Source organism: Chlamydiales bacterium (assembly GCA_041395025.1).
GTDB lineage: Bacteria > Chlamydiota > Chlamydiia > Chlamydiales > JAAKFR01 > JAJACP01.
Genome location: JAWLBH010000001.1, coordinates 275,314 through 299,408, shown reverse-complemented (window position 1 = coordinate 299,408; position 24,095 = coordinate 275,314). Strand labels below are relative to the sequence as shown.

At 35.1% G+C, this 24,095-nt stretch carries 21 protein-coding genes; 15 read left to right on the top strand and 6 right to left on the bottom strand.

The window, feature by feature from the left end; translation table 11 throughout:
• Positions 1–78: 78 nt before the first annotated feature.
• Positions 79–564: a hypothetical protein gene (locus tag R3E91_01335; protein ID MEZ5314845.1), complete on the bottom strand. Its 486-nt coding sequence runs from the start codon at positions 562–564 to the stop codon at positions 79–81.
• A 221-nt stretch (positions 565–785) separates the two neighbouring features.
• Between R3E91_01335 and R3E91_01330 the strand changes: the two genes are divergently transcribed.
• Together R3E91_01330 and R3E91_01325 are read left to right on the top strand one after the other, a co-directional pair.
• Complete coding sequence (locus tag R3E91_01330; GenBank protein MEZ5314844.1) at positions 786–1,400, top strand: tRNA (guanine(46)-N(7))-methyltransferase TrmB; 615 nt, start codon at positions 786–788, stop codon at positions 1,398–1,400.
• On the top strand, positions 1,400–2,206 hold the full coding sequence (locus R3E91_01325) for a hypothetical protein (protein MEZ5314843.1): 807 nt from the start codon (positions 1,400–1,402) through the stop codon (positions 2,204–2,206). Before R3E91_01330 ends, R3E91_01325 begins: the two co-directional genes overlap by 1 nt.
• Before the next feature lie 49 nt (positions 2,207–2,255).
• On the opposite strand, the gene R3E91_01320 is transcribed toward R3E91_01325, so the two are convergent.
• Entirely contained in the window at positions 2,256–3,872 is a 1,617-nt protein-coding gene (locus R3E91_01320; protein MEZ5314842.1) for a glucose-6-phosphate isomerase, read from the bottom strand.
• Between the two features lie 336 nt (positions 3,873–4,208).
• On the opposite strand from R3E91_01320, the gene R3E91_01315 reads away from it, so the two are divergent.
• Together R3E91_01315 and R3E91_01310 are read left to right on the top strand one after the other, a co-directional pair.
• Positions 4,209–5,048 (top strand): tyrosine recombinase, encoded by an 840-nt coding sequence (locus R3E91_01315; protein MEZ5314841.1) that lies wholly within the window; start codon positions 4,209–4,211, stop codon positions 5,046–5,048.
• Positions 5,049–5,096: 48 nt separating this feature from the next.
• Positions 5,097–5,660, top strand: a complete 564-nt coding sequence (locus R3E91_01310) for a biotin transporter BioY (protein ID MEZ5314840.1) — start codon at positions 5,097–5,099, stop codon at positions 5,658–5,660.
• 87 nt (positions 5,661–5,747) lie between these two features.
• On the opposite strand, the gene R3E91_01305 is transcribed toward R3E91_01310, so the two are convergent.
• Positions 5,748–7,532 (bottom strand): hypothetical protein, encoded by a 1,785-nt coding sequence (locus tag R3E91_01305; protein ID MEZ5314839.1) that lies wholly within the window; start codon positions 7,530–7,532, stop codon positions 5,748–5,750.
• A gap of 163 nt (positions 7,533–7,695) precedes the next feature.
• On the opposite strand from R3E91_01305, the gene R3E91_01300 reads away from it, so the two are divergent.
• Genes R3E91_01300 through R3E91_01290 form a run of 3 tightly spaced genes read left to right on the top strand, consistent with a single transcriptional unit; the run spans position 7,696 to position 10,647 of the window.
• Positions 7,696–8,676: a malate dehydrogenase gene (locus tag R3E91_01300; protein MEZ5314838.1), complete on the top strand. Its 981-nt coding sequence runs from the start codon at positions 7,696–7,698 to the stop codon at positions 8,674–8,676.
• Positions 8,673–9,842 (top strand): citrate (Si)-synthase, encoded by a 1,170-nt coding sequence (locus R3E91_01295; protein MEZ5314837.1) that lies wholly within the window; start codon positions 8,673–8,675, stop codon positions 9,840–9,842. Before R3E91_01300 ends, R3E91_01295 begins: the two co-directional genes overlap by 4 nt.
• Positions 9,832–10,647, top strand: coding sequence for a hypothetical protein (locus tag R3E91_01290; protein ID MEZ5314836.1), 816 nt, complete (start codon positions 9,832–9,834; stop codon positions 10,645–10,647). The genes R3E91_01295 and R3E91_01290 overlap by 11 nt, the downstream gene beginning before the upstream one ends.
• Before the next feature lie 34 nt (positions 10,648–10,681).
• On the opposite strand, the gene R3E91_01285 is transcribed toward R3E91_01290, so the two are convergent.
• The gene (locus R3E91_01285; GenBank protein ID MEZ5314835.1) at positions 10,682–11,767 is read right to left on the bottom strand and encodes an FAD-binding oxidoreductase; all 1,086 of its coding nucleotides are present in this window, start codon (positions 11,765–11,767) and stop codon (positions 10,682–10,684) included.
• A gap of 300 nt (positions 11,768–12,067) precedes the next feature.
• Between R3E91_01285 and R3E91_01280 the strand changes: the two genes are divergently transcribed.
• The 3 genes from R3E91_01280 to radC are packed head-to-tail and all read left to right on the top strand — an operon-like array spanning position 12,068 to position 14,823.
• The gene (locus R3E91_01280; GenBank protein MEZ5314834.1) at positions 12,068–12,856 is read left to right on the top strand and encodes an MBL fold metallo-hydrolase; all 789 of its coding nucleotides are present in this window, start codon (positions 12,068–12,070) and stop codon (positions 12,854–12,856) included.
• Complete coding sequence (hflX, locus tag R3E91_01275) at positions 12,846–14,153, top strand: GTPase HflX (GenBank protein MEZ5314833.1); 1,308 nt, start codon at positions 12,846–12,848, stop codon at positions 14,151–14,153. The genes R3E91_01280 and hflX overlap by 11 nt, the downstream gene beginning before the upstream one ends.
• Positions 14,143–14,823, top strand: a complete 681-nt coding sequence (radC, locus tag R3E91_01270) for a DNA repair protein RadC (protein ID MEZ5314832.1) — start codon at positions 14,143–14,145, stop codon at positions 14,821–14,823. Before hflX ends, radC begins: the two co-directional genes overlap by 11 nt.
• Before the next feature lie 25 nt (positions 14,824–14,848).
• On the opposite strand, the gene R3E91_01265 is transcribed toward radC, so the two are convergent.
• Positions 14,849–16,057 (bottom strand): hypothetical protein, encoded by a 1,209-nt coding sequence (locus R3E91_01265; protein ID MEZ5314831.1) that lies wholly within the window; start codon positions 16,055–16,057, stop codon positions 14,849–14,851.
• A gap of 128 nt (positions 16,058–16,185) precedes the next feature.
• Here R3E91_01265 and mtaB point away from each other — a divergent pair, with 128 nt between their 5' ends.
• The 5 genes from mtaB (at position 16,186) to R3E91_01240 (ending at position 21,768) form a co-directional block, all read left to right on the top strand.
• On the top strand, positions 16,186–17,424 hold the full coding sequence (gene mtaB, locus R3E91_01260) for a tRNA (N(6)-L-threonylcarbamoyladenosine(37)-C(2))-methylthiotransferase MtaB (GenBank protein ID MEZ5314830.1): 1,239 nt from the start codon (positions 16,186–16,188) through the stop codon (positions 17,422–17,424).
• The gene (locus tag R3E91_01255; protein ID MEZ5314829.1) at positions 17,405–18,379 is read left to right on the top strand and encodes a hypothetical protein; all 975 of its coding nucleotides are present in this window, start codon (positions 17,405–17,407) and stop codon (positions 18,377–18,379) included. The genes mtaB and R3E91_01255 overlap by 20 nt, the downstream gene beginning before the upstream one ends.
• 15 nt (positions 18,380–18,394) lie before the next feature.
• Positions 18,395–20,581 carry a 1,4-alpha-glucan branching protein GlgB gene (gene glgB / locus R3E91_01250; protein MEZ5314828.1) on the top strand — a complete coding sequence of 729 codons (2,187 nt, stop codon included), beginning with the start codon at positions 18,395–18,397 and terminating at the stop codon, positions 20,579–20,581.
• A gap of 31 nt (positions 20,582–20,612) precedes the next feature.
• Entirely contained in the window at positions 20,613–21,032 is a 420-nt protein-coding gene (locus R3E91_01245; GenBank protein MEZ5314827.1) for a hypothetical protein, read from the top strand.
• Between the two features lie 91 nt (positions 21,033–21,123).
• On the top strand, positions 21,124–21,768 hold the full coding sequence (locus tag R3E91_01240; protein ID MEZ5314826.1) for a hypothetical protein: 645 nt from the start codon (positions 21,124–21,126) through the stop codon (positions 21,766–21,768).
• Positions 21,769–22,014: 246 nt separating this feature from the next.
• Here R3E91_01240 and R3E91_01235 read toward each other — a convergent pair whose 3' ends face one another.
• Entirely contained in the window at positions 22,015–23,568 is a 1,554-nt protein-coding gene (locus R3E91_01235) for a hypothetical protein (protein ID MEZ5314825.1), read from the bottom strand.
• Between the last annotated feature and the right edge of the window lie 527 nt (positions 23,569–24,095).

The following is a 24,095-nucleotide window of genomic DNA, read 5'->3' as shown; positions in this document are numbered from 1 at the left end:
TCCTATTTAATAGATTAGGTATTATTCTCTCATGATATCTTTTTTATGAAGAAATCTAAGTTCGAGTTAGGATAAAAATTAGGTATCGAATCCATATTCGGAGTCATATACCGTTGGTTCTCCCTCAACAGTCTTGTTAAAATCGACGTGATCGACGCGAGTGCCAGTCTGTGCGCAGTCAATATTCCCCTTTTCTAGAAAAAAGAGGGAAAGAGTCTTTTTTTTATACGAGTTCTGTTTTTGTAGATAACAAACTAGGGCTGTGATTCCTCCAGCCACTGTGATCCCTCCTCCTATGATCATAGGGGTAGCAACAGTTAACTTTGTGGAGTGTTTAAGGAATGTTGAAGATGCTCCAAACCACCCCTGGTGCATCCCAAATACGATCAATCCAGATAAAAATAGAAGAATTCCTGTGACTATTAAGGTGATAGTCAGATATCTTTTTATTTTCTCGTGCGAATTTAAAAGGTTATTTGCAGACCTTTGCTCTGTTGATGCTGGGAAGACATCGAAGGCATGCATATCCTCATAAACCGCAGATGTATCAGGTGGAGAGTTCATGCTTTTGCCATTTTGTTTAGCATAAAATTATAAATAATAAATTAATTATACACAATTAGTTATTTAACGAATAGAATGTTTTTAAGTTTGAGACAAGATGGAGATTGAGTTTTTCAGTGAATCAGTTGAATAATGGATTTATTCCCTAACTTTGATATGCTTCTTCTAGGATGAGACCAAAGGACTTAAAGAGAGTTTTTTCTTGGGATAAAAGGCAACCGATGATTATAGATCGGGTTTTTCATGTTCCTAATTATTATCATGAGCATGAAGCATTTTTTTTTCCAGGATGGGATCATAATATTCTTTTTAATAATCAAAATCCACTTTGTATTGAATATTGTACTGGGAATGGAAGCTGGATTACTGAAAAAGCTAAGGAATTTCCTGATACAAACTGGGTCGGAGTTGAAATGTGTTATGATCGGGTACGTAAAGTATGGTCTAAAATCAAAAATGCCAACCTATCTAATTTGATTATAGTGGCTGGAGAAGCATGGACCTTTACTCATTACTATGTTAAAGATTCTTTAGTAGAAGAAGTCTATATTAATTTTCCTGATCCATGGCCTAAGAGAAAACATAAAAAACATCGATTAATGAATTTTGCATTCATTCATGAACTAGCCCGTATCTTAAAATTAGGGAAGAAATTAACTTTTGTTTCTGATGATGCTAATTATCTCATAGAAACTATAGGGGCTTTTGAAAGACACCCTAATTTTATTCTATCTCATCTTGATGATAATTTGCCTAATTATGGTGCTTCTTGGTTTGAAAATTTATGGCGTAGTCAGGGGAGAAAGATTCAGTATCTACAATTTCTTACAGTTTAATGGAACTCGTATTTTCAGGTTTTAATCAGCATTTTTTATATAAAGGAGAACCTTTTTTTTCTCGTATCTATAGTGGAGAAGGGGAGTTACCTAAAGGGTTTAATGTCCAAGAAATTGTATTGGACGCTTCAGAAAATTCTTCTTTAAAATGGCAGTTCCAAATAAAAGATGCTTTGGTTTTATGGAGGCTAGATTTTGCTTTAGATATCGCAATTTTATCAGATGAACCACGTTATTTAGCATTAGAACTCGCTCTCGATCATTTTCTAAAAACAGTATGGCCACGATTTGAAGAGTCAACTTTTGGTATTGCTCTTTATAAAGGTCCTTTTTTGCCACCGATCATCAGTATTATCAAAAGATTAGCCTCTCATCTTCCAGAAAATCTCTTATCTTTTATATTTCTAGACACTGAAGGCATTGCTGATCTTCAAACCTATTTCCGCTCGCTCAATCAGTTTGCACTTGGCTTTTTTATTCCAGTTTTAAAAGGCAAATGGTCTAAAATGTATCCCTATGCTTTTCCCGCCCTTGCTTGGGATCATGTTTATTCCCCGATGGGTTATTCCTCTGAGGTTCTTTTGTCTTCTTTTCCAGAAAAAAGACTTTCGACTGGTGTGATGATACCGAAGTATGGTTCTTTTCCACTTCCTGAAGAAACATTTCGAATCATTCCAGAAGAGATTCTTACAGAGGAGTGGGAAGGATTAGATCGATTAATCGTATCTTCCTCTGCAATGACTGAAGAGGCTCAGCGTAAATTGCATGGATTTGTTGCTGCAGGAGGTGAAGTCATTTATTTGTGATTAGATGCTTATTTTTATTACTAGAGTATAACACGGATGCATTCCGAGCCTACAGGTTTTCAAGTTGAGATAAGAAGGCTTCTGCTTCAGGAAATTGCTCGGCTTTTTTCCCTTTCCTTTTTGCACTGAAGTGGTCAATAATTTTGCTAGCTAGTCTTTTCCCTAACTGAACACCTTCTTGATCAAAGGAGTTAATATTCCAACAAAATCCTTGAAAGGCAATTTTATTTTCATAATAAGAGAGAAGTGAGCCAAGAGTAAAGGGATCGAGTCGCTTAGCAAGAAGAATACTATTTGGCCTATTCCCTGGGCACACCTTATTAGGATTTTCGTTTTTTTCTCCTTTCGCTAAAGCAATTGATTGTGCAAAGAGATTAGATAAGAGCTTTTCTTGTGAAAATGACCCTTCAATATTAAGATCTTCTTGGTATTGCGAATCACGAAACGCAATGAACTCACAGGGAACAATATTAGTCCCTTGATGAAGGAGTTGATAAAAAGAGTGTTGCCCATTAGTGCCAGGTTCCCCCCATATAATGGGGCCTGTATCAAAGTCCACGGGGTTACCATACCTATCAATGCGTTTTCCATTTGATTCCATATTACATTGTTGTAAATGAGCAGGAAAACGAAGAAGAGCTTGTGAGTAAGGAAGGATAGCCACTGTGGGATAATGAAGAAAATTGCGGTTCCAAATCCCAAGCATAGCTCCTAATAATGGTAAATTTTCGTCAAAATTGGGATTCATCGCAATCGAATCCATCTCATGAGCTCCTTTGAGGATATTAGTAAATTGATCAAATCCAAGAGTAAATGAGAGAATCACACCACCTACCATTGAAGTTGCTGAATAACGTCCTCCAATAAAATCCCAAATATAGAAGGAGGCCAGGTAGCGTTCTGGGTTGTCCATTTCGCTTTTTTCTTGGGTGACAGCTAAAAAATGTGCTTCTGGTTTACAACCTGCTTGTTTGAAATATTGACGGACGAGCAATTCATTAGTGCGAGTTTCTAGTGTTCCTCCTGACTTGGAGACAACAACAACAAGTGTCTTCTTAGGATCAATAGCTCTCAAAACAGCTGTAGCATCATCTGAATCAACATTAGAAATAAAATGGGCTTGTCGATCATGTTTTTTAAAAGCTCGAAGCGCAGTATAAAGTGCACGTGGGCCTAAATCTGATCCTCCGATGCCAATTTGAATGATATCAGTAAATGTATCTTTTTTTTCGATCTGATTCATGAATGTCTTGAGTTTTTCAAATTCAGTTTTTGCTAATGTGCTTGCTTCTATTGCCTCTTTTTGTTGATTAGAATGAGTAAAAAAATCACGTGTGGCTGTGTGAAGAACTCGTCTATTTTCACTCGGATAACCTATAATTTTATTGATGATATGACCGGATTGCATCCCTTGCATTTTTTCTATTAAACCAGCCTCATTTGCGAGCTCTTTTAAAGCATCTATCACATCTGCGTTGACACGTTCTGTTGCAAAAAGTAACTTAAATTCGCCTGCTTGCATCGAAAACTTTTCAATTCGAGCAGGGGAAAGATTCCCTTCAATAGTTAGATCATATGGATTTGAGGCTAAACCCTTGAGAATATGAGTAGCTTTATAGTGGCGAAATGAAGTTTTTTGATTCGTTCGTGTTGGGGTATATCTCATGAATTTCTCCATTTATCTAAAAGTAGATCAAGAATCCACTCTCCATAAGCCAAAATAGTTAATAAAAAAATGAATCTATATGAAAACAGACTCAGAATTTCTATACTAAATTTAAGGAAGAAATGAAAGAAAAAATTCCAAGTCATTTTTGAAGACTTGAAATAAGTGAAGTTGTAAATGAATCTTCGTTTTTTCTTGTGATTGATGCAGATGAGGAAATTGTCTCTGATAAACGTGGTTTTTCTCATTGCATATTTAGCACAAGAAATAGATGATTAAGAGAGCTTTAAAACAAACCTAGAAAAGAAAATAGAGAGCATTTTGATAAACTTTTCTATGAAATATCTTGATGATTTTATCGCTTATCTTGCTAGTGAAAAAGGGCTTTCTCATCATACAATTCAAGGGTATCAAAGAGATATCAAGGGATTTTTAACCCATTATCCCATGAATTTTGAGTCAGTATTGGATCATCTATCTGACCTAAAGCATAGGGGCTATGCTTCTGCTTCAGTTGCCCGCGCTTTAATTGCTATCAAAGTTTTTTCTCGTTTTCTTTTTCGCGAAAAAATTTTAGATACAGATCTTAGTCTCTTATTACAAACACCTAAAATCTGGCAACTTATGCCTGAATTTATGACTCAAGATGAAGTGACCTCTCTTCTAGAAATTCCTAATACTAATACGTTTATTGGAGCTCGTGATCGAGCGATTTTAGAGGTTTTGTATGGAAGTGGGTTACGAGTTTCAGAGGTTTGTGCTCTCTCGATCTATTCAATTGATGAAACAAGTGTTAGAGTCAAAGGTAAAGGAGAAAAAGAAAGAATTGTGCCAATTGGTCGTCTTGCTCTTGAGTCGATTGACTACTATTTAGCAAGATTTCGTGATCAATTTTCTGGTTCTATTCTTTTTGTGACTCAGAGAGGTAGAGGAATTGATCGATTTACTATTTGGAGAATGATTAAAAAATATGCTTTAAGAGCAGGAATTCACAAAAATATTTCTCCACACACTCTTAGACATAGTTTTGCTACACATCTTCTTGACCATGGAGCAGATCTAAGAATTATTCAAGAGATGCTTGGTCATACCCATATTGCCACTACAGATCGCTATACACATGTCAGCCAAACTCGCCTTCAGATGGCATTTTCGAAATTTCATCCTCGCAAATAATAGAACATTTGTTTACATTCTTTTTTCTAGTTTTAATGAGGTTTTTCTGTGTTATTTGTTGATTTAATGCAATTTCAAAAAAAAGAGATATTCAAATATGGAGAGGATATTTTTTATCTTTTTTTTGGTTCTTTCTTTCTTGCATTAATGTCACAATGCTCTTTCTATCTTTGGTTTACACCTATTCCAATCTCTATGCAATCATTTGGTGTTTTACTAATAGGATATCTTTTTGGTTCTAAGCGTGGCTCTCTTGTTATTATGACCTACCTTACAGAAGGGGCTTTTGGTCTGCCTGTTTTTGCAGGAGGAGGAAGTGGAATTGCTACCCTGATGGGTCTGAAGGGAGGGTATTATCTTGGTTTTATTCTCTCTGCTTTTTTAGTAGGCTATTTAATAGAAAAGAAGTCACAAGAAAGTTATCGAAAGCTATTTATAGTCTTTCTTCTCGGAACATTTGTTATTCTGACCTTTGGAGCCACTTGGCTGGGGTGTTTTATTGGAATGGGGCAAGCTTTTCCTTTAGGGGTTGCTCCTTTTTTAATTGGAGATTTTCTTAAAGCATCTGTAGCACTTTTAGTCGTTAGGGGTATGAAGAGATTACCAGAATGATCTATAGCAGAGATTCATCTCATGTTTCACATCTTATTCCATGTTGATTTTCTGATTAGCATCACAAAATAAATGATCTTAAGATATTTAAGTTCTGTGATCCGCAAGAGCTAAGTAGATGTCAGGATGTTGTTTTAACCACTTAATTAAATAACGAGTCGTTTCAGGATTTTTCTGTAAAAAGTTATGATAAAAGCTTTTTCCGATAAATCCTCTGCTTAATGCTGCATTAATTTCTGGTTCTTCCCAGATTAAATACATGCTATAAAGGACTTTAAAAAATGCAATTTCTTGTGTATTTGCATAATCTGGTAAAAAGTGATGTTGAGTGATTTTCAAATAGACATGCTGTGCTTTATCAATCGCATTAGCTCCAGCTGAACGGTTAATTGAATTCTTACAGTTTTTATTGTGTTTATAATCTAGATAAAAAGTCAATACGTTAAGGTAAAGCAGCTTATCAGCTCCTTGCAAAGTTTTCCCATCAGGTTTTTGGTTTTTTAAAAGAGCAATTCCAGCTCTTATACAGTCTTGCTCTGGGTATTGTTCTAATGTTTTGATGAGTTCTGGTTTCAATTCACGAAAAGAATCAATTAATTTAAACATGGCTTCATGATATTTAAGAAAATCTTTTTCGTGAGTAAGAAAATCGATTTTCTTTTTTAAATGAGCTAGCTGCTCTGATTGCAGATTAAGTTGTTGCCATAGATCTACAAAAATTTCAATCAGAGCTTGATCATTCAGATCTCTAATTGTGGCTCCGATTTCTGGGGGGATAGGGTATTTATTCCACGCATCAAATGAGATATTCATATGAATGAGTTTGAGTTTGATATAACCTTCTTTCCCAATTTTTAGAACCTTTCGATTGAGGTGATAAATTGCCTTATTCTGATCACCAATTAGCTCTATTTCTTGCCATGATAAGAGAGAGGTGAAAAGAATTGTTTTAGGATCAGCATTAGGGTGAGAATCTATTAAATAGACTTCTTCATCTTGAACATTCAAGATAAAGAGAATCTGTTCGATAATATGATTAACAAGATTTAAGGCGCCTGAATAGCTTCCGATATATTCGCCTGTTTCAGCATTAAAAGCGTACCTTTGATTCATAACCCCCTTGAATCCAGGTAAGCAATTTTCTCTTGTACGAATACTAGAAGTGGTCTGATTTTCGAGATAATGATACTCAATTCTACCTGTGTTTGAGTCAATTTTTTCAATTTTGTATTTGGCATATTTTGTTATCAGTCGAAACGCTTCAGTCTCATTTTTATGGATGACTTCTAAAATTGAGAGGATTGGAGGACGTTCTAATTGGTTTAAAATCAGAAATAAGATTTCATTCCTTTCTTGAATTCCAAGAGCTGCTATTTGTAGATTTAATTCAGAAAGATCATCGATCAAGCTTTTATCTTTCCCAGATATTAGGGTTAATTCCTGGCTAATTTTCAGAGGATCAGAAGCAGAAGAGGGGATAAAATCTATATAGCCAATCTCTAAAGCTGCTTTTTTAGCTGCTTTAAAGAAGTTTTCTTTTTTCTCTTCATTTGAAAAAAAAAAATCCCGAAGAGAATCTTGTGATAACAGAATTGCAAGGACCGTTTTATATTTTGCCTCATTTGTTAATCTCTTTGAGGCAATGAGAAAAGGCATTTTCTTAAGTAAAAAAGATTGAATTTTTAATGTTAGACGACTAGAGAATGAAAGATCATGTACATAACTCCATTTACGTTGGTGAATAGCTTCACTTTCTTCATCAAAGCAAGTTTTTTGTGTAAGAGGTTGAAAAAGAGCAATTTCATTAATTCTAGCATCATCTTCTTTTAAGCAAATGGAAATCTGAAATATTTGTTCTAATAATTTTGACATAGTTAAACTATTATTTACTTTTAATAAATTTTATTTTATTTTTTATTTATAATAAACTTATTTTTCTATTAAATAATCTATTGAAAATAGGCTATTCGAATCTTCCTATCGCTTGAGTTTAAATTTTTTTTGTTCTAGATTTTAAAGGAAGTATGGAGAGAAAATGAAAAAAATTGCTGTGACTGGGGCAACAGGGCGGATTGCCTATAGTCTGTTATTTCGTATTGCTCATGGAGATCTTTTCCCAAAACCGGAACCTATGATTCTTAGCTTATACGATCTTCCAGGAACTGAGAAGGTTATGGAGGGGATTGCTATGGAATTAGAAGATTGTGCATTCCCTCTTCTTCAGGGAGTTACGATAGGTTCTGATGTATATAAGCAATTTGCACAGGTGGATCTCGCTTTGCTCATTGGTGCTAAGCCACGTCTTGCTGGAATGGAACGAGCAGATCTTCTAATAGAGAATGGAAGAATTTTTGTCGAACAGGGAAAAGCTCTTGAAGCTATGGCTAAAAAAGATGTGAAAGTCCTTGTGGTGGGAAATCCCTGTAACACAAATTGTCTTATAGCTATGCACCATGCTAAATCTATTCCGCGGGAAAATTTTTATGCAATGACTCGTCTTGATCAAAATCGTGCATCGAATTTTTTAGCTAAAAAAGCAGGTGTTTTGGTTAAGAATGTGAAAAACGTGACAATTTGGGGCAACCATTCTATCACTCAAGTCCCAGATTTCATTAATGCCACCATTGAAGGTAAAAAAACTCAAGATGTAATTAAAGATTCGAAATGGTTAGAGAAAGAATTTATAGAAATGGTGCAAAAGCGAGGCGCAGAAATTATTCGAGTGTGTGGTAAATCCTCTGCAGCTTCTGCAGCAAATGCTATTATTGATTCAGTACGAGATATTTATACGCAAACACCTAAAGGAGAATGGTTTGCTGCTGCTGTTTATTCAAATGGAAATCCCTATGGTATTGAAGAGAATTTGGTTTTTGGGTTTCCTTGTCATTCGATAAGAGAAGAAAAATCTGAAATTGTTTCTGGTCTCTTTCTAAACTCTTTTCTTAAGGAAAAAATCATTGTTTCTCAACAGGAATTGATTTTTGAGAGAGCTTGTATTGAGAAGGAGTTACTATGAGTGAAGAGGTACTTTTTAAAATCCAGAAGAAAGATTTAGAAACTGGATTAAGAGGGATTCCAGTTGGTTACTGTGTGACATCAAAAGTGGATTCTCAAAAAGGACTGTATTATGTGAATTATCCTATTTCTCAGTTGGCAAATTGGGAACCAGAACGGGTCATTTATTTACTTTTACATGGAGTTGATCCTAATACAACTTGTTTAATAGATTTTAAAAATGCATTAATTCAACGTGGACATTGTCCCGAAAAGGTGCTTCATGCAATTACCCAAATTCCATGTGAAGGAGATCCAATGGCTCTGTTTTCAACAGCTATTTTGATCTTGGGTATGCATATTGCCACAGGAAATTATCGAGAAGATTGCTTGAATTTGATCGCCAAACTCCCTCATTTAACTGCAGCTCTCATTAACTATCATGCTGGTTGGGGAAAAACACCTCCTTCAAAACCAGAATTAGGATATATGGAAAATTTTACCCAAATGATCCTTGCGCCTCAGAAAAGTAAGACACTACATCGTGTCTTAAAAATTTTCAATATTCTTCATTATGACCATGGAGGAGGAAATCTTTCGACATTTGTAGGAAAGGCTGTTGCCTCTGGATTAGAAAATATGTATGGATCAATTGCAGCAGCGATGAATGCTCTTGCAGGCCCTCGTCATGGACGAGCCAATCAAGAATGTCTACATTTTGTCAAGACTATGGTTGAAGAAGTTGGAGAAGAGGGCACAGTAGAAGAGGTCGAAGGAATAATAAGGAAAAAATTAGCCTCTAAGGAGCTAATTTATGGTTTTGGTCACGCTGTGCTTCGTATCGAAGATCCTCGTGCAACTGTTCAGTATGAACTTGCTGATTCACTTTTTCATGATCATGTGCTCATTAGAATGGCTTTTTTAATTCGATATGCCGGAACCAAAGTCTTAAAAGAGAATCCAAAAATTGCCTCTCCTTATCCAAATGTTGATGCTATTTCTGGTCCTTTACTTACAGCAGCAGGATTTCCTTACTCAGATTACTATACTATTTTATTTGGTCTTTCTCGTGCTGTCGGTATCGCTATTCAAATTGTTTATGAAAGAGAAGAGGCTCGTGAGGGAAAAGGAACTCCGATTATTCGTCCAAAGTATTTATTTAAAAGAAGAAAAGACAATGACTCTTAAAGAAGTTGTAAATATATTTAATCGTTCTCTTGCGCATATCTTTGTCTTAAAAAAAATTTTGTTTTTTTCTATTTTTCTTTTTATCTCAGGATCTATTCTCCTCTTTTCCCAAAATTTTATCACTTGTTCGACTGCATGGTTTAAACTGCTAATTCAATATGTTCCCCTTTACTTGGCAATCGGGTGTACTATGATAGGGGGGATTTTTCTTATTCGGATTTATGATAAAGAGCTAAAAGAAAAAGATGGCCAAATTTTAAAAATGGTTTTAAAGGAATCGGATGGAGTCGTCCAAGTGCTCTATCTTATCTTGAATCTTTTAGTGATTTTCTTGTTATTTTGGCTACTCATTGGGATATTTCTATTTCTAAAAGCTATTCCCTATCTAGGTCCCTTTTTTGGTATCTTTCTAGCCTTCATCCCTTTTTTATTGAATTTTGGGATTCTTTTACTGTTTGTGGTAGCTTTTTTGAGTCTCTTTTTTTTAACTCCCTATCTAGCTAAATCAGAAAAGTTTGATCGTTTTTCTCTTCAAAAGCGTTTGAAAAAGAATGGTTTCTTGAATTTCTTACTCCTTGGAATTGGCTCTTTTCCCTTTTGGATCACATGGCTATTTGCAAAACAGGCTCTACTTATGACATTTGATCTTTATGTACATGGAGCCACCCATATGACAATGATGCTTCAGGGGTTTTTTATCCTGGTACCATTTACGCTTATTTTGACACCTACATTGATTTTTTTATTTCATTTTTCTTATGAATCCTATCTGATTTTTATTCCTCCTCATGAATCACTTTCTTAATAGAATCGAATATATTTTTCTAATCAACAGATAGTTATGAGGAAGCAGGGAATTTATAGTAAATTTCTTTAGGAATATGGGAAATATTTTTGGTGATTATTGCACGAGCGACCCGTTTCCCCACCCAGCCATGGTACAGAAGACCTTTTGAACCTAATCCAGTCATAAAATATATGTTTTTTGTAGCTTGTCCAGCAATGGGAAGGTGAGAAGGGGTGGTTGCACGAAGGCCAGAACGACAGTTGAGAATTTTAGCATTCTCAACCATTGGGAAAAAAGAGATGATCTCTGGAAGAATCTCTAGGGCTGCTTTTTTTTGATCAGGATTGGAGGAATCAAATTCACGTTCAAAAGTTGCTCCTACTAGGCATCTTGTTCGATCTTGGCTCATGACAAGATATTTAGAGGAGTTAAGGCTAATAGAAAGAGGAGGAATATTCTGAGGCCAAGCCAATTCAAGCATTTGCCCTTTGACCGGTTTAATCGGTAGTCCCTTAAGAAGAGCCATATTTGTTACTCCGGGTCCTATTGCGATAAGAATGCGATCATATGACGCAAGGTCATTTTTTCTCATTAGTTTGCTTTGACAGTATTGGACACCAAACTTAGCAAGTTTTTGCCATAGTCCTTGCAAATAACCTTTCACATCAATTGTTAGCCCTTCTTTAATATAGAGTGCTCCACTCTCTTTAGAAAGGAGCAGTCCTGGCATTTTTTCGAGACATTGATGATAGTCCCACCAATCAGTATCAGAATGGCTATCGGCACATCTTTTAAAAGCTCTGAGTTGTTCTTGGTTAAGGGCAGGTCGAAGAATCCCTTTAGAAAGAATGACAGATTTTCCAATTCCTTCACTAGCCACTGTAATTAAGCGGTGTGTATCTTTTAAACAGTGATCTCCCTGCCAGCTCCTACGGGCTTCTTTCCCAGGATAAATATGAAGAAGACCTGAAGAAAGCCCCGAAATTCCTTCTCCGATTGGCTCTGGATCGTATACATCTATTGAAATTGCACCAAATGTGTAATGCAAAAGAAAATAAGCAACCGACAAACCAGAAAACCCCGCCCCTAAAATAGCGATACGCATAGTTTTTTTATTTAAAAGACATAATAAATTCATTATCATTGTCAAAAAAACTCAAGGTGTCAATCAAGAAACATCTCAATTGAGATAGCCTCTTAATTGTCTGGTCTTCGCGTTGCTCTCAGTACTTTGAAATGGGCGCTATTAAGAATAGAGTTTTTTCGTTTTAGATGATAAATCAGTATTTTTATTTACAAAGGACAATTAGTCGTAGAAATAGAATAAAATTCACACATAGAGAAGATGATCGAATCATGTTGGGAATTGAGAAGTAAAGTTACAAGGATTTAGTTGGATCATGATCAATTTGTATTATTTAATAATGAAGACTTATTCATGCAAGTGGAATTTTTATTTTTAGGTACAGGAAATGCCGCGGGTGTTCCAATGATCGGCTGTAAATGCTCAGTTTGCCTATCGAACCATCCTTTTAATCAGCGATTACGTCCATCAGGTTTACTGACTTTAGGGAATAAGAGGTTATTAATTGACTCAGGACCTGATTTTCGAACACAAGCATTGAAATTTGAGATAGACCGATTAGATGGTCTTGTGTTGACACATGCCCATTTTGATCACATTGCTGGTCTGGATGAATTAAGAGCCTATTATCTTCTTGACCATAGAAGACTTCCTGTACTTCTTTCTATGGCGACTCTTAAGGCATTAAAAAAAAGATATCCTTATTTGTTTAAACGTAAAAAATTGAAAGCTAGCTTAGCTGCACAACTAGATTTTCAAGTGTTAGAAAACACTCGAGGTCAAACAGTTTTTTGCGATGTTCCTCTCAACTATATTACCTATGAACAAGGAGGGATGGAAGTCAATGGATATCGTTTTGGTTCTTTTGCTTATCTCTCTGATATTAGAGAATATCCGAAAACAATTTTCCAAGATCTCCAAGGTGTAGAAAAACTTGTCCTCAGTGTAGCGAGTGTCAAACCATCACTCATGCATTTTGGCCTCGAAGAAGCATGGAGTTTTTCGCAAAAAACAGATGCCCATGAAGTATATTTTACCCATCTTGGACACAAACTGGAGTATCTAGGAATTAACCAAACCCTACCTACTGGTTCTTTGCTTGCCTATGATGGACTAAAACTAAAGTTTACCTATGAATTTTAAAGATGAAACAAGACTAGATGGAGGGATCAAACTCAAAGATAATGAGGATATTTTTGCAGTTTTGATAGGAATTCATAAAGAAGTGGCAGATTTAGACATCTGTTGTGAACATCTTGATGAATTAGCCAGTCTTGCACATACGTTTGGTCTCACCAAACTTCAAAAAGTCCCATGCCGAATGCAAAAAATTAAAGCATCTACTTTTCTGCATTCTAAGAAAATTGAAGAAATTGCCGATCTATTAAAGGCTCAGAAAGGACAGCTTGTAATTTTTGATGAGGAAATCTCACCTGCACAACAACGTAATCTTGAAAAAATACTGCGTGTAGCTGTTATGGATAGAACAGAATTGATTCTGGAGATTTTTGCACAACGTGCTCAAACAAAAGAGGCTCAATTACAAATTGAACTTGCAAGAACAACCTATGCATTTCCTCGTTTAAAAAGACTTTGGAGTCATCTATCTCGGCAAAGGGCAAGTGGTGGCTATCTAAAAGGAGAGGGAGAAAAGCAAATTGAAATAGATCGTCGTCTTCTAAAAGAGCGTTTCAAACGTCTTTCAAAAGATTTACAGAAAGTACAAATCTATCGACAAACTCAAGGTCATGCTAGACGCCGTTCAGGCATTCCAACATTTGCAATCATTGGGTATACTAATGCAGGCAAATCTACTTTACTCAATGCACTCACACAAGCTAATGTCTTAGTTGAGAATAAACTTTTCGCAACTCTTGACCCGACGACTAGAAAATTTATTCTTCCCAATAAACAGGAAGTATTGCTTACAGATACAGTCGGTTTTATTCGCAAACTTCCTCATACTCTGATTGCTGCTTTTCGTAGTACGTTAGAAATAGCATTACATGATGATGTCCTTATTCACTTGATTGATGTCTCTCATCCTTTAGCCGAAGAGCATGCAAAAACAACACGAACTTTGCTTAAAGAATTAAATGCAAAAGAGGATGCGATTATTACTGTTTTAAATAAAATTGATTGCTGCAACCATCCTCAAATAATTGATCGTCTCAGGATGTCCTATTCTAAAGTTGTTCTTATTTCTGCTAAAAAAATGACCAATTTTAATGAATTAGCTCAAATGATGATGGATGAGTTAGCAGAGAAACGCAGAATCGTAAAATTAAGAATTCCTCAAAGCGAATATGCTTTGGTGACGACTTTAAGAAGAGAAGGAAATGTCTTATATGAGGAATATGAGGAAAATGATGTGATTTTACGTGCAGAAATTCCTATTAAACTATTCAATCTGTTTGAGGGTTACTTAAGTGCAGATTAGACATCTTCCTCTTGAAGAACGTCCTAGAGAACGTCTTGAAAATCATGGAGAATTAGCTCTATCTATTATTGAGTTAATCGCTGTAATTATAGGGAATGGTACGAAAGGAAAATCTGTTTTAGCTCTTTCTCAAGAACTTTTGGGAACATTTGGCTCTCTTGTTGGGTTAGCAGAAGCAGGAATAAATGATTTGTGCGCTATTAAAGGATTAGGAAAGGCAAAAGCGATACAGCTTAAGGCTGCTTTGGGTTTAGGGCAACGTCTTGCTCGTCAAGGTCGGTCACCGAGATACTCTATTTCTACTCCTGAGCAGGCGTATTTTTGGGTGCGAGATCGAATTGCTTTGCAAAAACGAGAAATATTCGGAGCGATTCTTCAAGATACACGAGGAAATGCGATGAGATGGGAAGAAATTTCTGTAGGAACTCTTACTCAAACTCTTGTTCATCCTAGAGAGGTATTTTCACCAGCTATACATTATCGAGCTGCGAGTCTTATTTTAGCCCATAATCACCCCAGTGGAGATCCGACTCCTTCACCTCAAGATATCATTTTAACCCGTAATCTCATTCAGGCAAGCCGGGTGATTGGAATTCCTATTCATGACCATATTATTGTGAGTAGCTCAAGTTTTTTTTCTCTTAAACAAGAAGGTTTTATCAAGCTTTAAATATTAGAAAGGAGTACTTGTAATTCTATACGCTGATCATGTAAGTGAAAAGTTTAGAATCATCAGCCCATCGTTGATATTTATAAATTAATTGTGCTTGAAAAAGAGTTTCCAATACACATTCTAAGCATTCATAAACCTCAGAAGAGTTATTAGAAAAATCAACTTTTGGAGTTATGGTAAATTCAATCGGCCTATCAGATGGGTCTGTTTTATCACAAGTTGCGATTTTTTCATTTATGAATCTGATGAGTTTAAGAGCAATATTTAGAGTCTTCCCTAGAAGACTTGGGTTCTCTAAATTATTTTTAAAATTCAATGACTCAAGATCAACCTCGAAAGGCGTATGTACATCGGTGATTTGATTCTTTAAGCGATATCTTTCTTGGATGTTTTTGCGTCTTTTCGCAATTTCAGCTTCTCTTCTTGCTAATCCTTGACAATACCAAACGTGAATTTCTTCTTCGGTAATTTTTCTTTTTTTTTTGTCTATATCTGTCGGATAATTTTTACCAATCAGCGTTTTCGCTACTGATAGAACAGTTTCAAACTGATTTTCGTAATATAAACATCCAAGTAGACCTCTTCTAAAAGGTTTTTCTAACCCAAACAGTCCTTCTAATGGATCAGCACTCACCTCTTCACAGTCAAGAAAAGCGATCTTCTCAGAATCTTTTAAAATGGGATTGTTGCACCAATTATAGTCGGTTAAACGGGTTTGAATTAAGAAATGTGCTAATACTTCAATTTTTTCATTCGATAAAGATTGATATAAATACTCCTGGTTCATTAGATCAAAATCTAGTTTTTTTTCAATCATTAAATAGCATCTTTTTTGATTATGACTGTCTGGTGGCAATGGGCAGAAAAATGCTGATGGAATGATGATATGAGATCGAAAATGATGCTTTTTATCCTTTCGAATAAGTGTTTCTGCATTTACTGCATTTTCAAAACGTGCTTTCATATTAGGTAAGCCAGATTCAGATTCCATTGCGATTTTGAATACAAAATCTAGTTTGTTTGGTTTTACAATTTCAAAAATATGATGATCAATTCGACTAAAATAAAATTTAAAGATATCTATATCAGAAGAAATGAGTGAAGAATCATGTTTCAAAATTTCATTCAGATGAGTTTGAATTTTAGCGAATGGATCTGCTTGTATATTGATGGCATTTCGCCATGTTTTTTTTATTTCCTTGGAGGAATCTTGACCTATTAATGAGAACATAAAAAAATTCCTTATAAGTTTATAAGCCAGCGACTAAAGTTAGTTTTTTTTTTATATATTTATCAATACAAATAGTGATCTAAGTTGACTTTTCGGAGCAGTTTTGTCATGATTTTTTCCTTTTTATTATGGGAAAAAAAAAATTTCGACTTGCTACACTAGGATGTAGAACCAATCAGTATGAAACACAAGCCTACCGAGATCAGCTGACGCAAATTGGCTACTTAGAGGCTAAGGAGGGAGAAGAAGCAGAATTATGTATTGTTAATACTTGTACTGTCACTGACTCAGCTGATCGAAGAAGTCGCCATCAGATTCGTCAACTCATTCGTCAAAACAGAGGAGCTCAAGTTGTAGTCACAGGGTGTTTAGCTGAGCAACCTCCAGATTGGCTGCAAGATATTGAAGGTATTTCAATGATTTTTCCTAATCAGGACAAAGAAGAGCTTATTGCTCATCTCTTTCCTAACGAAGAGATTCCTGAATTTTCTATTAAACATTTTGAAGCCCATACACGAGCTTTTGTTAAGGTACAAGATGGGTGTAACTCATTTTGTTCTTATTGTATTATTCCTTATGTACGTGGTCGATCGCGCTCTCGTCCGATTCAAGATGTGGTTCATGAAGTCACAGGACTAGTTAATAATGGATATAAAGATATTGTGATCACTGGGATTAATGTCGGTGATTATGAGTGGGGATTAGCAAATCTTATGAGAAATCTTGATAAGATCGATGGACTAGCACGACTGCGCCTTTCTTCAATTGATCCAGATGAAGTTGATGATGAATTGATGGAAACGGTATTGAATGGTAAGCATACCTGCCATAGTCTGCATATTGTCTTGCAGTCTGGATCAAATGTAATCCTGAAAAAAATGAACCGGAAATACACACGACAAATTTTTTATGAAACGATTGAAAAGTTACAACGTGCCTCTCCTTATTTTACATTTACAACTGATGTGATTGTAGGGTTTCCTGGAGAAACAGATGCAGATTTTGAAGAAACTCTGCAGGTGATGAAAGAGGTTCAGTTCGCAAAAGTACATATGTTTCCTTATAGTCGTCGTAAAAGGACACGAGCGAATCTCTATCCAAGACAGATTTCGCAGGATATTATTAATACACGTAAAGCAAAACTTATGCAGGTAGCTGAACAAGAAGCTTTTGCTTTACGTGAGAAATATGTAGGAAAAATAATGTCAGTATTAACTGAAAGCCATTCTCTCGGCCATACCGAGAATTTTCTGACTGTTTTATTGGATCAGAGAGAGGAAATTGTAGCAAATGAACTCATTAATATGCGTCTTGTAAAAAATACCCCGGAGGGTTTAATTGGGATCATTGATTCGCATTGTAGCTAGGCTTCGTCCTTTTTCTCATCTTCCTAAAACAAGATGTTTGATTCCTGGAACTGGTCAAATTGTAGAAGCTTATCCAAATCGCATTCTTTTAAAAAACCTTGAGACAACAGACACGAAGGAAATCCTCCTCAATATTCAAGGACCATTGAATCATTTCACAGTGATTCAGGATCTTGAAAAAGGATATGTCATGGTTTTTAGTGAGAAGTATCAGGTCTATATTCTTCCAAATGGCCAAATTCATTATAGAACACCACGGAATTTTCCTTTGATAAAAAATAGAGAAATTCTTTCTTTTGGAATGCATAAGAAACAAGATTGGGAGTTGATAAGAAAACGCCTTGATTTTCGTGAAATATTTCCAATTTGGTTTCGACTGGGTGCTCTTTTAGACCTTTCTCCTAGAAAAGGAGTAAATCAAGGAATGTATACTCTTTTAGCAGAGTGTAAGGAGGCAATTGCTGCCCATCAGCCTGAATATATTCTTCATGCCTTTAAAAAACTTTTTCTTGCAGGATTTGGAGGATTATTTGTACCTCGGCTCATTGATGAGGACTATCATGGAATTCTTCCTGAGCCATCAAGTCTGAGTAAAGGATCTCCTCTGTATTTATTGACTGAAGGTGCTGATCTTATTCGTTCATTATTTTTAACGCTATCTGGCAATAAGATTTTCGTTCTTCCTAATCTTCCTCCTGATTTATTTGCAGGACGTCTGACTGGCTTTGCCTGTCAACCTTATGGAGAAATTGATTTAGAATGGTCTAAAAAAACTATAAGACGGCTGGTATTTAGAGCTACATGTGAAGGAGAAATCACATTCTGTTTTTCTTCTTCAATCCGTTCATATCGTTTAAAAGTGATTCCACAAAAGCATGGAGAAACTCGTACAACAAGAGAATCTCTAGAAATAAAATTAGGAAAAACTTATTTATTAGATCAATTTCAAAAATAAATCCCTTTTTTCTGAATGAGGCTCAAAGGATTCAAAGAAACAGATCGGAACTTTTTCAATGAATTTCAGCGGATTGTCAATGGAGATCACTCTAATCCACACCATTTTTTAGGACTTCATCCTGATCATAAACAGGAGAAAAAGTGTATTTGTCTTTATCGTCCAGGTGCCTGTGAAATTTTTTTAGAAATACGTGGGAAAATTCTCTCTGCTCAAAAGATTCATGATGCAGGTTTTTTTGAAACTATTGTTTTGAATGATATTGATTTCTCTGATTATCGAATTTACCATCAAAATGGCTTACTTGCTCATGATCCCTATGCCTTTCCCCCTACTTGGGGCGAGATCGATAGTTATTTATTCAATCAAGGGACCCATTATCAAATTTATGAGGTTATGGGTGCACATAAAATTACACACCAAAATATTGAAGGCATTTCTTTTGCTGTTTGGGCGCCTTCTGCAACTAGAGTTTCAGTAATTGGAGATTTTAATTTTTGGGATGGACGTGTGAATCCAATGCGTATAATGGATACATCTGGGGTTTGGGAATTATTTGTTCCCGGTCTTAAGCAGGGAGATCGGTATAAATTTGAAATTAAAACAAGTAAAGGAGAACTCCTTATCAAAACAGATCCTTATGCTCATAGTGGGGAAATTCGTCCTGCAACAGCTTCTGTCATTACCGATATGAATGCTTTTAATTGGGAGGATCAATATTGGATTGAGAGGAGAGATAATCAACAGAATATATGTAAACCATTGAATATATATGAATTACATATTGGCTCATGGAAAATATTCAAAGATCATGATTCGAACTTTCGAACTATTGCTATTGCACTTACAGATTATTGTATAGAGATGGGATATACTCATGTTGAGTTACTCCCTATCAAAGAACATCCTCTCGATGAATCTTGGGGATATCAAGTTTCTGGATTTTATGCGGTGACAAGTCGTTATGGATCTCCTGAGGATTTTCAGTTTTTTGTTAACTATCTTCATCAACATAATATTGGGGTGATTCTTGATTGGGTGCCAGGTCATTTTCCTAAAGATAGCGCGTTTTTAGCTTGTTTTGATGGAACTTGTCTTTATGAACATGTGGATTCTAAGCAAGCAGACCATCCTCATTGGCATACTCTTATTTTCAACTATGGTCGTAAAGAAGTTATGAATTTTCTGATTGGTAGTGCACTTTTTTGGATAGATAAGATGCATATGGATGGACTACGTGTTGATGCAGTGGCTTCGATGATCTATCTTGACTATGGTCGAGAAGGGAAAGAGTGGATTCCAAATATTTATGGGGGAAAAGAAAATCTCGAAGCCATTGAATTTATTAAACATTTAAATTCAATTATTCATAAGAGATTTCCAGGAGTGATGATGATTGCTGAAGAATCGACTGCTTTTTCTGGAGTGACACATTCTGTTGAATCAGGGGGTCTTGGTTTTGATTATAAATGGAATATGGGATGGATGCATGATACTCTGAACTATTTTCAACAAGATCCTATTTGTCGACGCTATCACCATAAAGCATTGACTTTTGGCCTTCTCTATGCTTTTTCTGAAAAATTTATCCTCCCTTTATCTCATGACGAAGTTGTTCATGGTAAAAAGAGTTTAATCTCAAAAATGCCAGGGAATTATTGGGAAAAATTTGCTAATTTGAGGTTACTTTTGAGCTATATGATTTGTCAACCAGGTAAGAAAATGGTATTTATGGGAGGAGAATGGGGGCAATTCAATGAATGGTGGGTCAAAGAAGAAGCACATTGGCATTTACTTCAATATCCCAGTCATAAAAAACTTCAAAGGATGGTTAAAGAGATAAATCATTTTTATCTTCAGCATCCTTCGCTTTGGGAAGGTGATTGCGAGAATAGTGGATTCCAATGGATTGATTTTTCAGATGTTGATCTGAGTATTATCAGTTATCAAAGAAAAGGCAAATCTGATAGTGACTTGCTTTGTATCCATAATTTTACCCCAGTCTACCATTGTAAGTATTTTTTAAAATTTCATGGATTTTCTTATCTTGAAGAGGTTTTTAATACTGATGAAGAGAAGTATGGGGGGTCAGGGAAATTAAACGATGAAGTTATAGGAGTTAAAGATGAAAAAGGAAATACAGTAGGATGCTATCTTCAACTTCCTCCACTAGCTACCTCAATCTTGAAAATTATTTACTAAAAACTCAACATTTTTTAAAATTCCTTAAGATATGAGCTCTTTTGCAACTAAAAATATTCTAACTCCTATTTTTGTTCCTGAATTATATTTTATTAAAAAAACAAATATTTATTGCAATTATCCTATTGGAGGCCGTCTAGCTACCGGGATAATTGCCCTTGTTTCTGGGTTTGTTAAGCCCCTTTTGTCGCTTCCTATTGCTGCAATAGGGATCATTGTCATGCCAATTTTTGCTGGATTATCTGCTTATAAAAAGGACTCTCATAGAGCGAAAACTTATCTTAAAGCTTGTGGATTTTGTTGCATCGTCTCCTTTAGTGGAGTCGCTTTTTTGATCGCAGCAGCTTATCTACCTCTTATCTGGTCAATGTCTTTAATTGTTCTTATTATTTCTTTGAGTATTATTTGGCATGTCCAATATGCGATGCCATCCCCTCCACTCCCTCAGTAGATAGGTGAGTATTTTGATGATTAGTTGAATATTGAATTAAATTATTAATTATGTTATAATTAATTAAGTTTTTATTAAATATAATTTTATTATGTCGTCAATAAATTCTAATTTAGTGAATAACATTAAAGGGCAATTTTCAAAAACATTTGATCAAATTCTTGCCTTACCTGATAAGCCTTCAAAAGCATGGCAACGTAAAGCCCTCTATATTCTTTTTGATCTTGGAATGATTTTGCTTGCCTGTGGATTAATGGTAACAACGATGGGTTCAGGTATTGGACATACCCTTCAAAATCTTAGTTTGACGAATATTATGATGATTGTGCCTCTAACGGGATTAGCAGGTTTAGGGTTAACTTTTCTAATTCAGGATATCATTCCCCAAAAGGCACATCGAAATGTAGCAAAGGTCATGGCAGTGGCTGCTCCTTTGCTTCTTGTTGCTGGTATAGCGGCATTATTTCTAGCAGCAGGAAAAGCTAGTGGAGGAGGTATTTTTAGCCTCACACAAGCCATGACGAATTCTTATTTCTACATAGGTTTGTTATTGATGCCTATTGCTTTTCATTTAGCTACCCGCGTACCTCGGGTGTTTAGGAAAACATGTCCCTATATTATGAAAAAGCACTCTCCTTCTAAAATAAAAAAACAAGCTCGTCAATCTTCTTTAGTCTTCAAAGAAAACGATCCAAGTGCAAGAGAAGTAAGTCGTAGTCATCGTCATAACCAATAGGGAAGAAATGCTTTTTTGCATTTTTTATTCATAATCTGCGTAAAACAGCTATATGACTTAGAATAATTCCTCTAAGTAGGCCATTTTATTTAAAGAATTTCTAGTTTTTTTATCGGTTATGGATATGACTCATATGCTTTTGTTCATTAAGTAAGAGATAAAAAACAGTGTTAAGATTCAGATGTTGTTTTATTATCTAAAAGTATGTTCTGACTTCTTCTATGATCACAGGAGTTAGGTATTTTCTCATTTGCTTTTCTTCTCCAAATATTGTTTATGTGTCTTATTAAAAAAGGGCATACATATCTCAAGTTGTTCGGGAGTGATTTGGTCTAACCTCTGATAAGTTTGTGCTAATTGGTAACTCATTGTTGGAAATAGGCTTTCAATAAAATGTTTTTTCTTATTATTTTCTATTTTTGAGAAGTCAATAAGAGAAATTTGCTCTTTTTTTAAATAGCTAAAATGTGTCTCTTTGAAAAAATGTATGTATATATTGAGTTGTTCAGCATTGAATTCTTGTAGGATGCTAATATTTCTGTTGTATGTTGCAGGGGAGTTGGTGGAGGGTAAAATACTTTCAATAATATTTTTATTCTGAGAATTGGCCTCCTTCATTTTTAAAGGATTAAGAGCAAGAATTTGCTCTTTTTTTAAATAGCTAAAATGTGTCTCTTTGAAAAAATGTATGTATATATTGAGTTGTTCAGCATTGAATTCTTGTAGGATGCTAACATTTCTGTTGTGTGTTGCAGGAGAGTTGGTGGAGGGTAAAATACTTTCAATAATATTTTTATTCTGAGAATTGGCCTCCTTCATTTTTAAAGGATTAAGAGCAAGAATTTGCTCTTTTTTTAAAAGATTAAAATGTTTCTTTTTGAAAAAGGGAAAATAAGTATCTATCTCTTTAGGGTTAAGTTGTCTCAACTTATTTTCAGTTGATTTAAGTGCTTCAGAATTGGTTGGAAAGAGGCTTTCAATAAAATGTTTTTTCTTATTATTTTCTATTTTTGAGAAGTTAATAAAAGCAATTTTCTCATCTGTTAAATCGTCTAAAGGTTGGTCTTGTAGAATATCTTCATCTTTTTGCAATGAATCTAATGGGAGTGTTGAGTTATCTATTAAGGAAGGATTTTGAACCAGTTTCGAGGAGAGGGGATCCTCGAATTTATGATTAATTACTAGCTCTTCATCTGCTAATTTTTTTGGATCTAGTTGACTAGAATTCTCAGAATGCAAAGGTGGAGTTGTTTTATCTTGAGGTTTAGCAGGGGAGAGCACCGAGTTTGTGTCTTGAGTTAAGTCAGTCTGATGATCGATAGGATGTAAAATATTGAATGGTGGTGGTGATTGGATCGGTGATGATTGCCTTCTAACATCTGCTAATTTTTTTGGATCTAGTTCACTAGAATTCTCAGAGTTCAAAGGTGGAGTTGTTTTGCCTTGCGATTTAGTAGGGGAGAGCACCGAGTTTGTGTCTTGAGTTAAGTCAGTCTGATGATCGATAGGATGTAAAATATTGAGTGGTGGTAGTGATTGGATCCTAGAGGATTGTGTTTTTGTCTTATTTACAAAGATATATTTGCTCAATAAGCAGACAGACAGAAAAATCCCCCCGCCAAGAGCAAAAGAAGAATGCCCTAGATGAGGATGTAAGCAGACAGCTGTAGCTAAACTCCCGATAAATGTAATGATGCCTAAGGCAAAAAAAAGACAACTTCTTGTATTTATCGATTTTGATCTGGATGAATCAGAATTTAATGGATTAGCTAATAAATTAGTATTTTCATTGATTTTCATAAAGATAACTATGTCATTTGTTTTTTTTAACTTCTAGTAAATATATTAAATACAATTAGTGAAAAATTAGTATTTCACCCAACATAGGGTTTGTTCTTTTTAGGAAAGAAGAATGAAGAAAAAATAGATACTGTGCCATTTGCTTTTGAGAATTTCAAACTGTATTTTTTTTATTGGATTAAGGAATAGAGGTGAGAAATGCATAAAGTAGAAAAGTACAGTCAACAACTGGAAACAGCTTTAGAAGAGTATTAAAACGAGGTATATAGTTCTTTAATAATTAAAAAATAGAACTTTATGTATAAAAAACTCTCATATCTTTTTTTATGATAAGCCAGTCTATTATCTTTCTTTTAGTAAGTTTAAAGTTTTTTTGTTTTTTTACCTCTTGATTTGCCTGCCATTTTTCTATTCTTTCCTAATCTACAGATGAACATATCTTTTGCTATGGATCTCATGGTGTGATTTTAAAATTTGTATTTTTAGCGGAAAAAGATTTTTTTCAGGGGAGGAATAAGTTCTAGGTA

What these genes read in the sequence shown, in the direction of transcription:
- R3E91_01335 (MEZ5314845.1), bottom strand. Translation starts at nt 564, where the DNA reads ATGAACTCTCCACCTGATACATCTGCGGTTTATGAGGATATGCATGCC.
- R3E91_01330 (MEZ5314844.1), top strand. Translation starts at nt 786, where the DNA reads ATGATTATAGATCGGGTTTTTCATGTTCCTAATTATTATCATGAGCAT.
- R3E91_01325 (MEZ5314843.1), top strand. Translation starts at nt 1,400, where the DNA reads ATGGAACTCGTATTTTCAGGTTTTAATCAGCATTTTTTATATAAAGGA.
- R3E91_01320 (MEZ5314842.1), bottom strand. Translation starts at nt 3,872, where the DNA reads ATGAGATATACCCCAACACGAACGAATCAAAAAACTTCATTTCGCCAC.
- R3E91_01315 (MEZ5314841.1), top strand. Translation starts at nt 4,209, where the DNA reads ATGAAATATCTTGATGATTTTATCGCTTATCTTGCTAGTGAAAAAGGG.
- R3E91_01305 (MEZ5314839.1), bottom strand. Translation starts at nt 7,532, where the DNA reads ATGTCAAAATTATTAGAACAAATATTTCAGATTTCCATTTGCTTAAAA.
- R3E91_01300 (MEZ5314838.1), top strand. Translation starts at nt 7,696, where the DNA reads ATGAAAAAAATTGCTGTGACTGGGGCAACAGGGCGGATTGCCTATAGT.
- R3E91_01295 (MEZ5314837.1), top strand. Translation starts at nt 8,673, where the DNA reads ATGAGTGAAGAGGTACTTTTTAAAATCCAGAAGAAAGATTTAGAAACT.
- R3E91_01290 (MEZ5314836.1), top strand. Translation starts at nt 9,832, where the DNA reads ATGACTCTTAAAGAAGTTGTAAATATATTTAATCGTTCTCTTGCGCAT.
- R3E91_01285 (MEZ5314835.1), bottom strand. Translation starts at nt 11,767, where the DNA reads ATGAATTTATTATGTCTTTTAAATAAAAAAACTATGCGTATCGCTATT.
- R3E91_01280 (MEZ5314834.1), top strand. Translation starts at nt 12,068, where the DNA reads ATGCAAGTGGAATTTTTATTTTTAGGTACAGGAAATGCCGCGGGTGTT.
- hflX (MEZ5314833.1), top strand. Translation starts at nt 12,846, where the DNA reads ATGAATTTTAAAGATGAAACAAGACTAGATGGAGGGATCAAACTCAAA.
- R3E91_01265 (MEZ5314831.1), bottom strand. Translation starts at nt 16,057, where the DNA reads ATGTTCTCATTAATAGGTCAAGATTCCTCCAAGGAAATAAAAAAAACA.
- mtaB (MEZ5314830.1), top strand. Translation starts at nt 16,186, where the DNA reads ATGGGAAAAAAAAAATTTCGACTTGCTACACTAGGATGTAGAACCAAT.
- glgB (MEZ5314828.1), top strand. Translation starts at nt 18,395, where the DNA reads ATGAGGCTCAAAGGATTCAAAGAAACAGATCGGAACTTTTTCAATGAA.
- R3E91_01245 (MEZ5314827.1), top strand. Translation starts at nt 20,613, where the DNA reads ATGAGCTCTTTTGCAACTAAAAATATTCTAACTCCTATTTTTGTTCCT.
- R3E91_01240 (MEZ5314826.1), top strand. Translation starts at nt 21,124, where the DNA reads ATGTCGTCAATAAATTCTAATTTAGTGAATAACATTAAAGGGCAATTT.
- R3E91_01235 (MEZ5314825.1), bottom strand. Translation starts at nt 23,568, where the DNA reads ATGAAAATCAATGAAAATACTAATTTATTAGCTAATCCATTAAATTCT.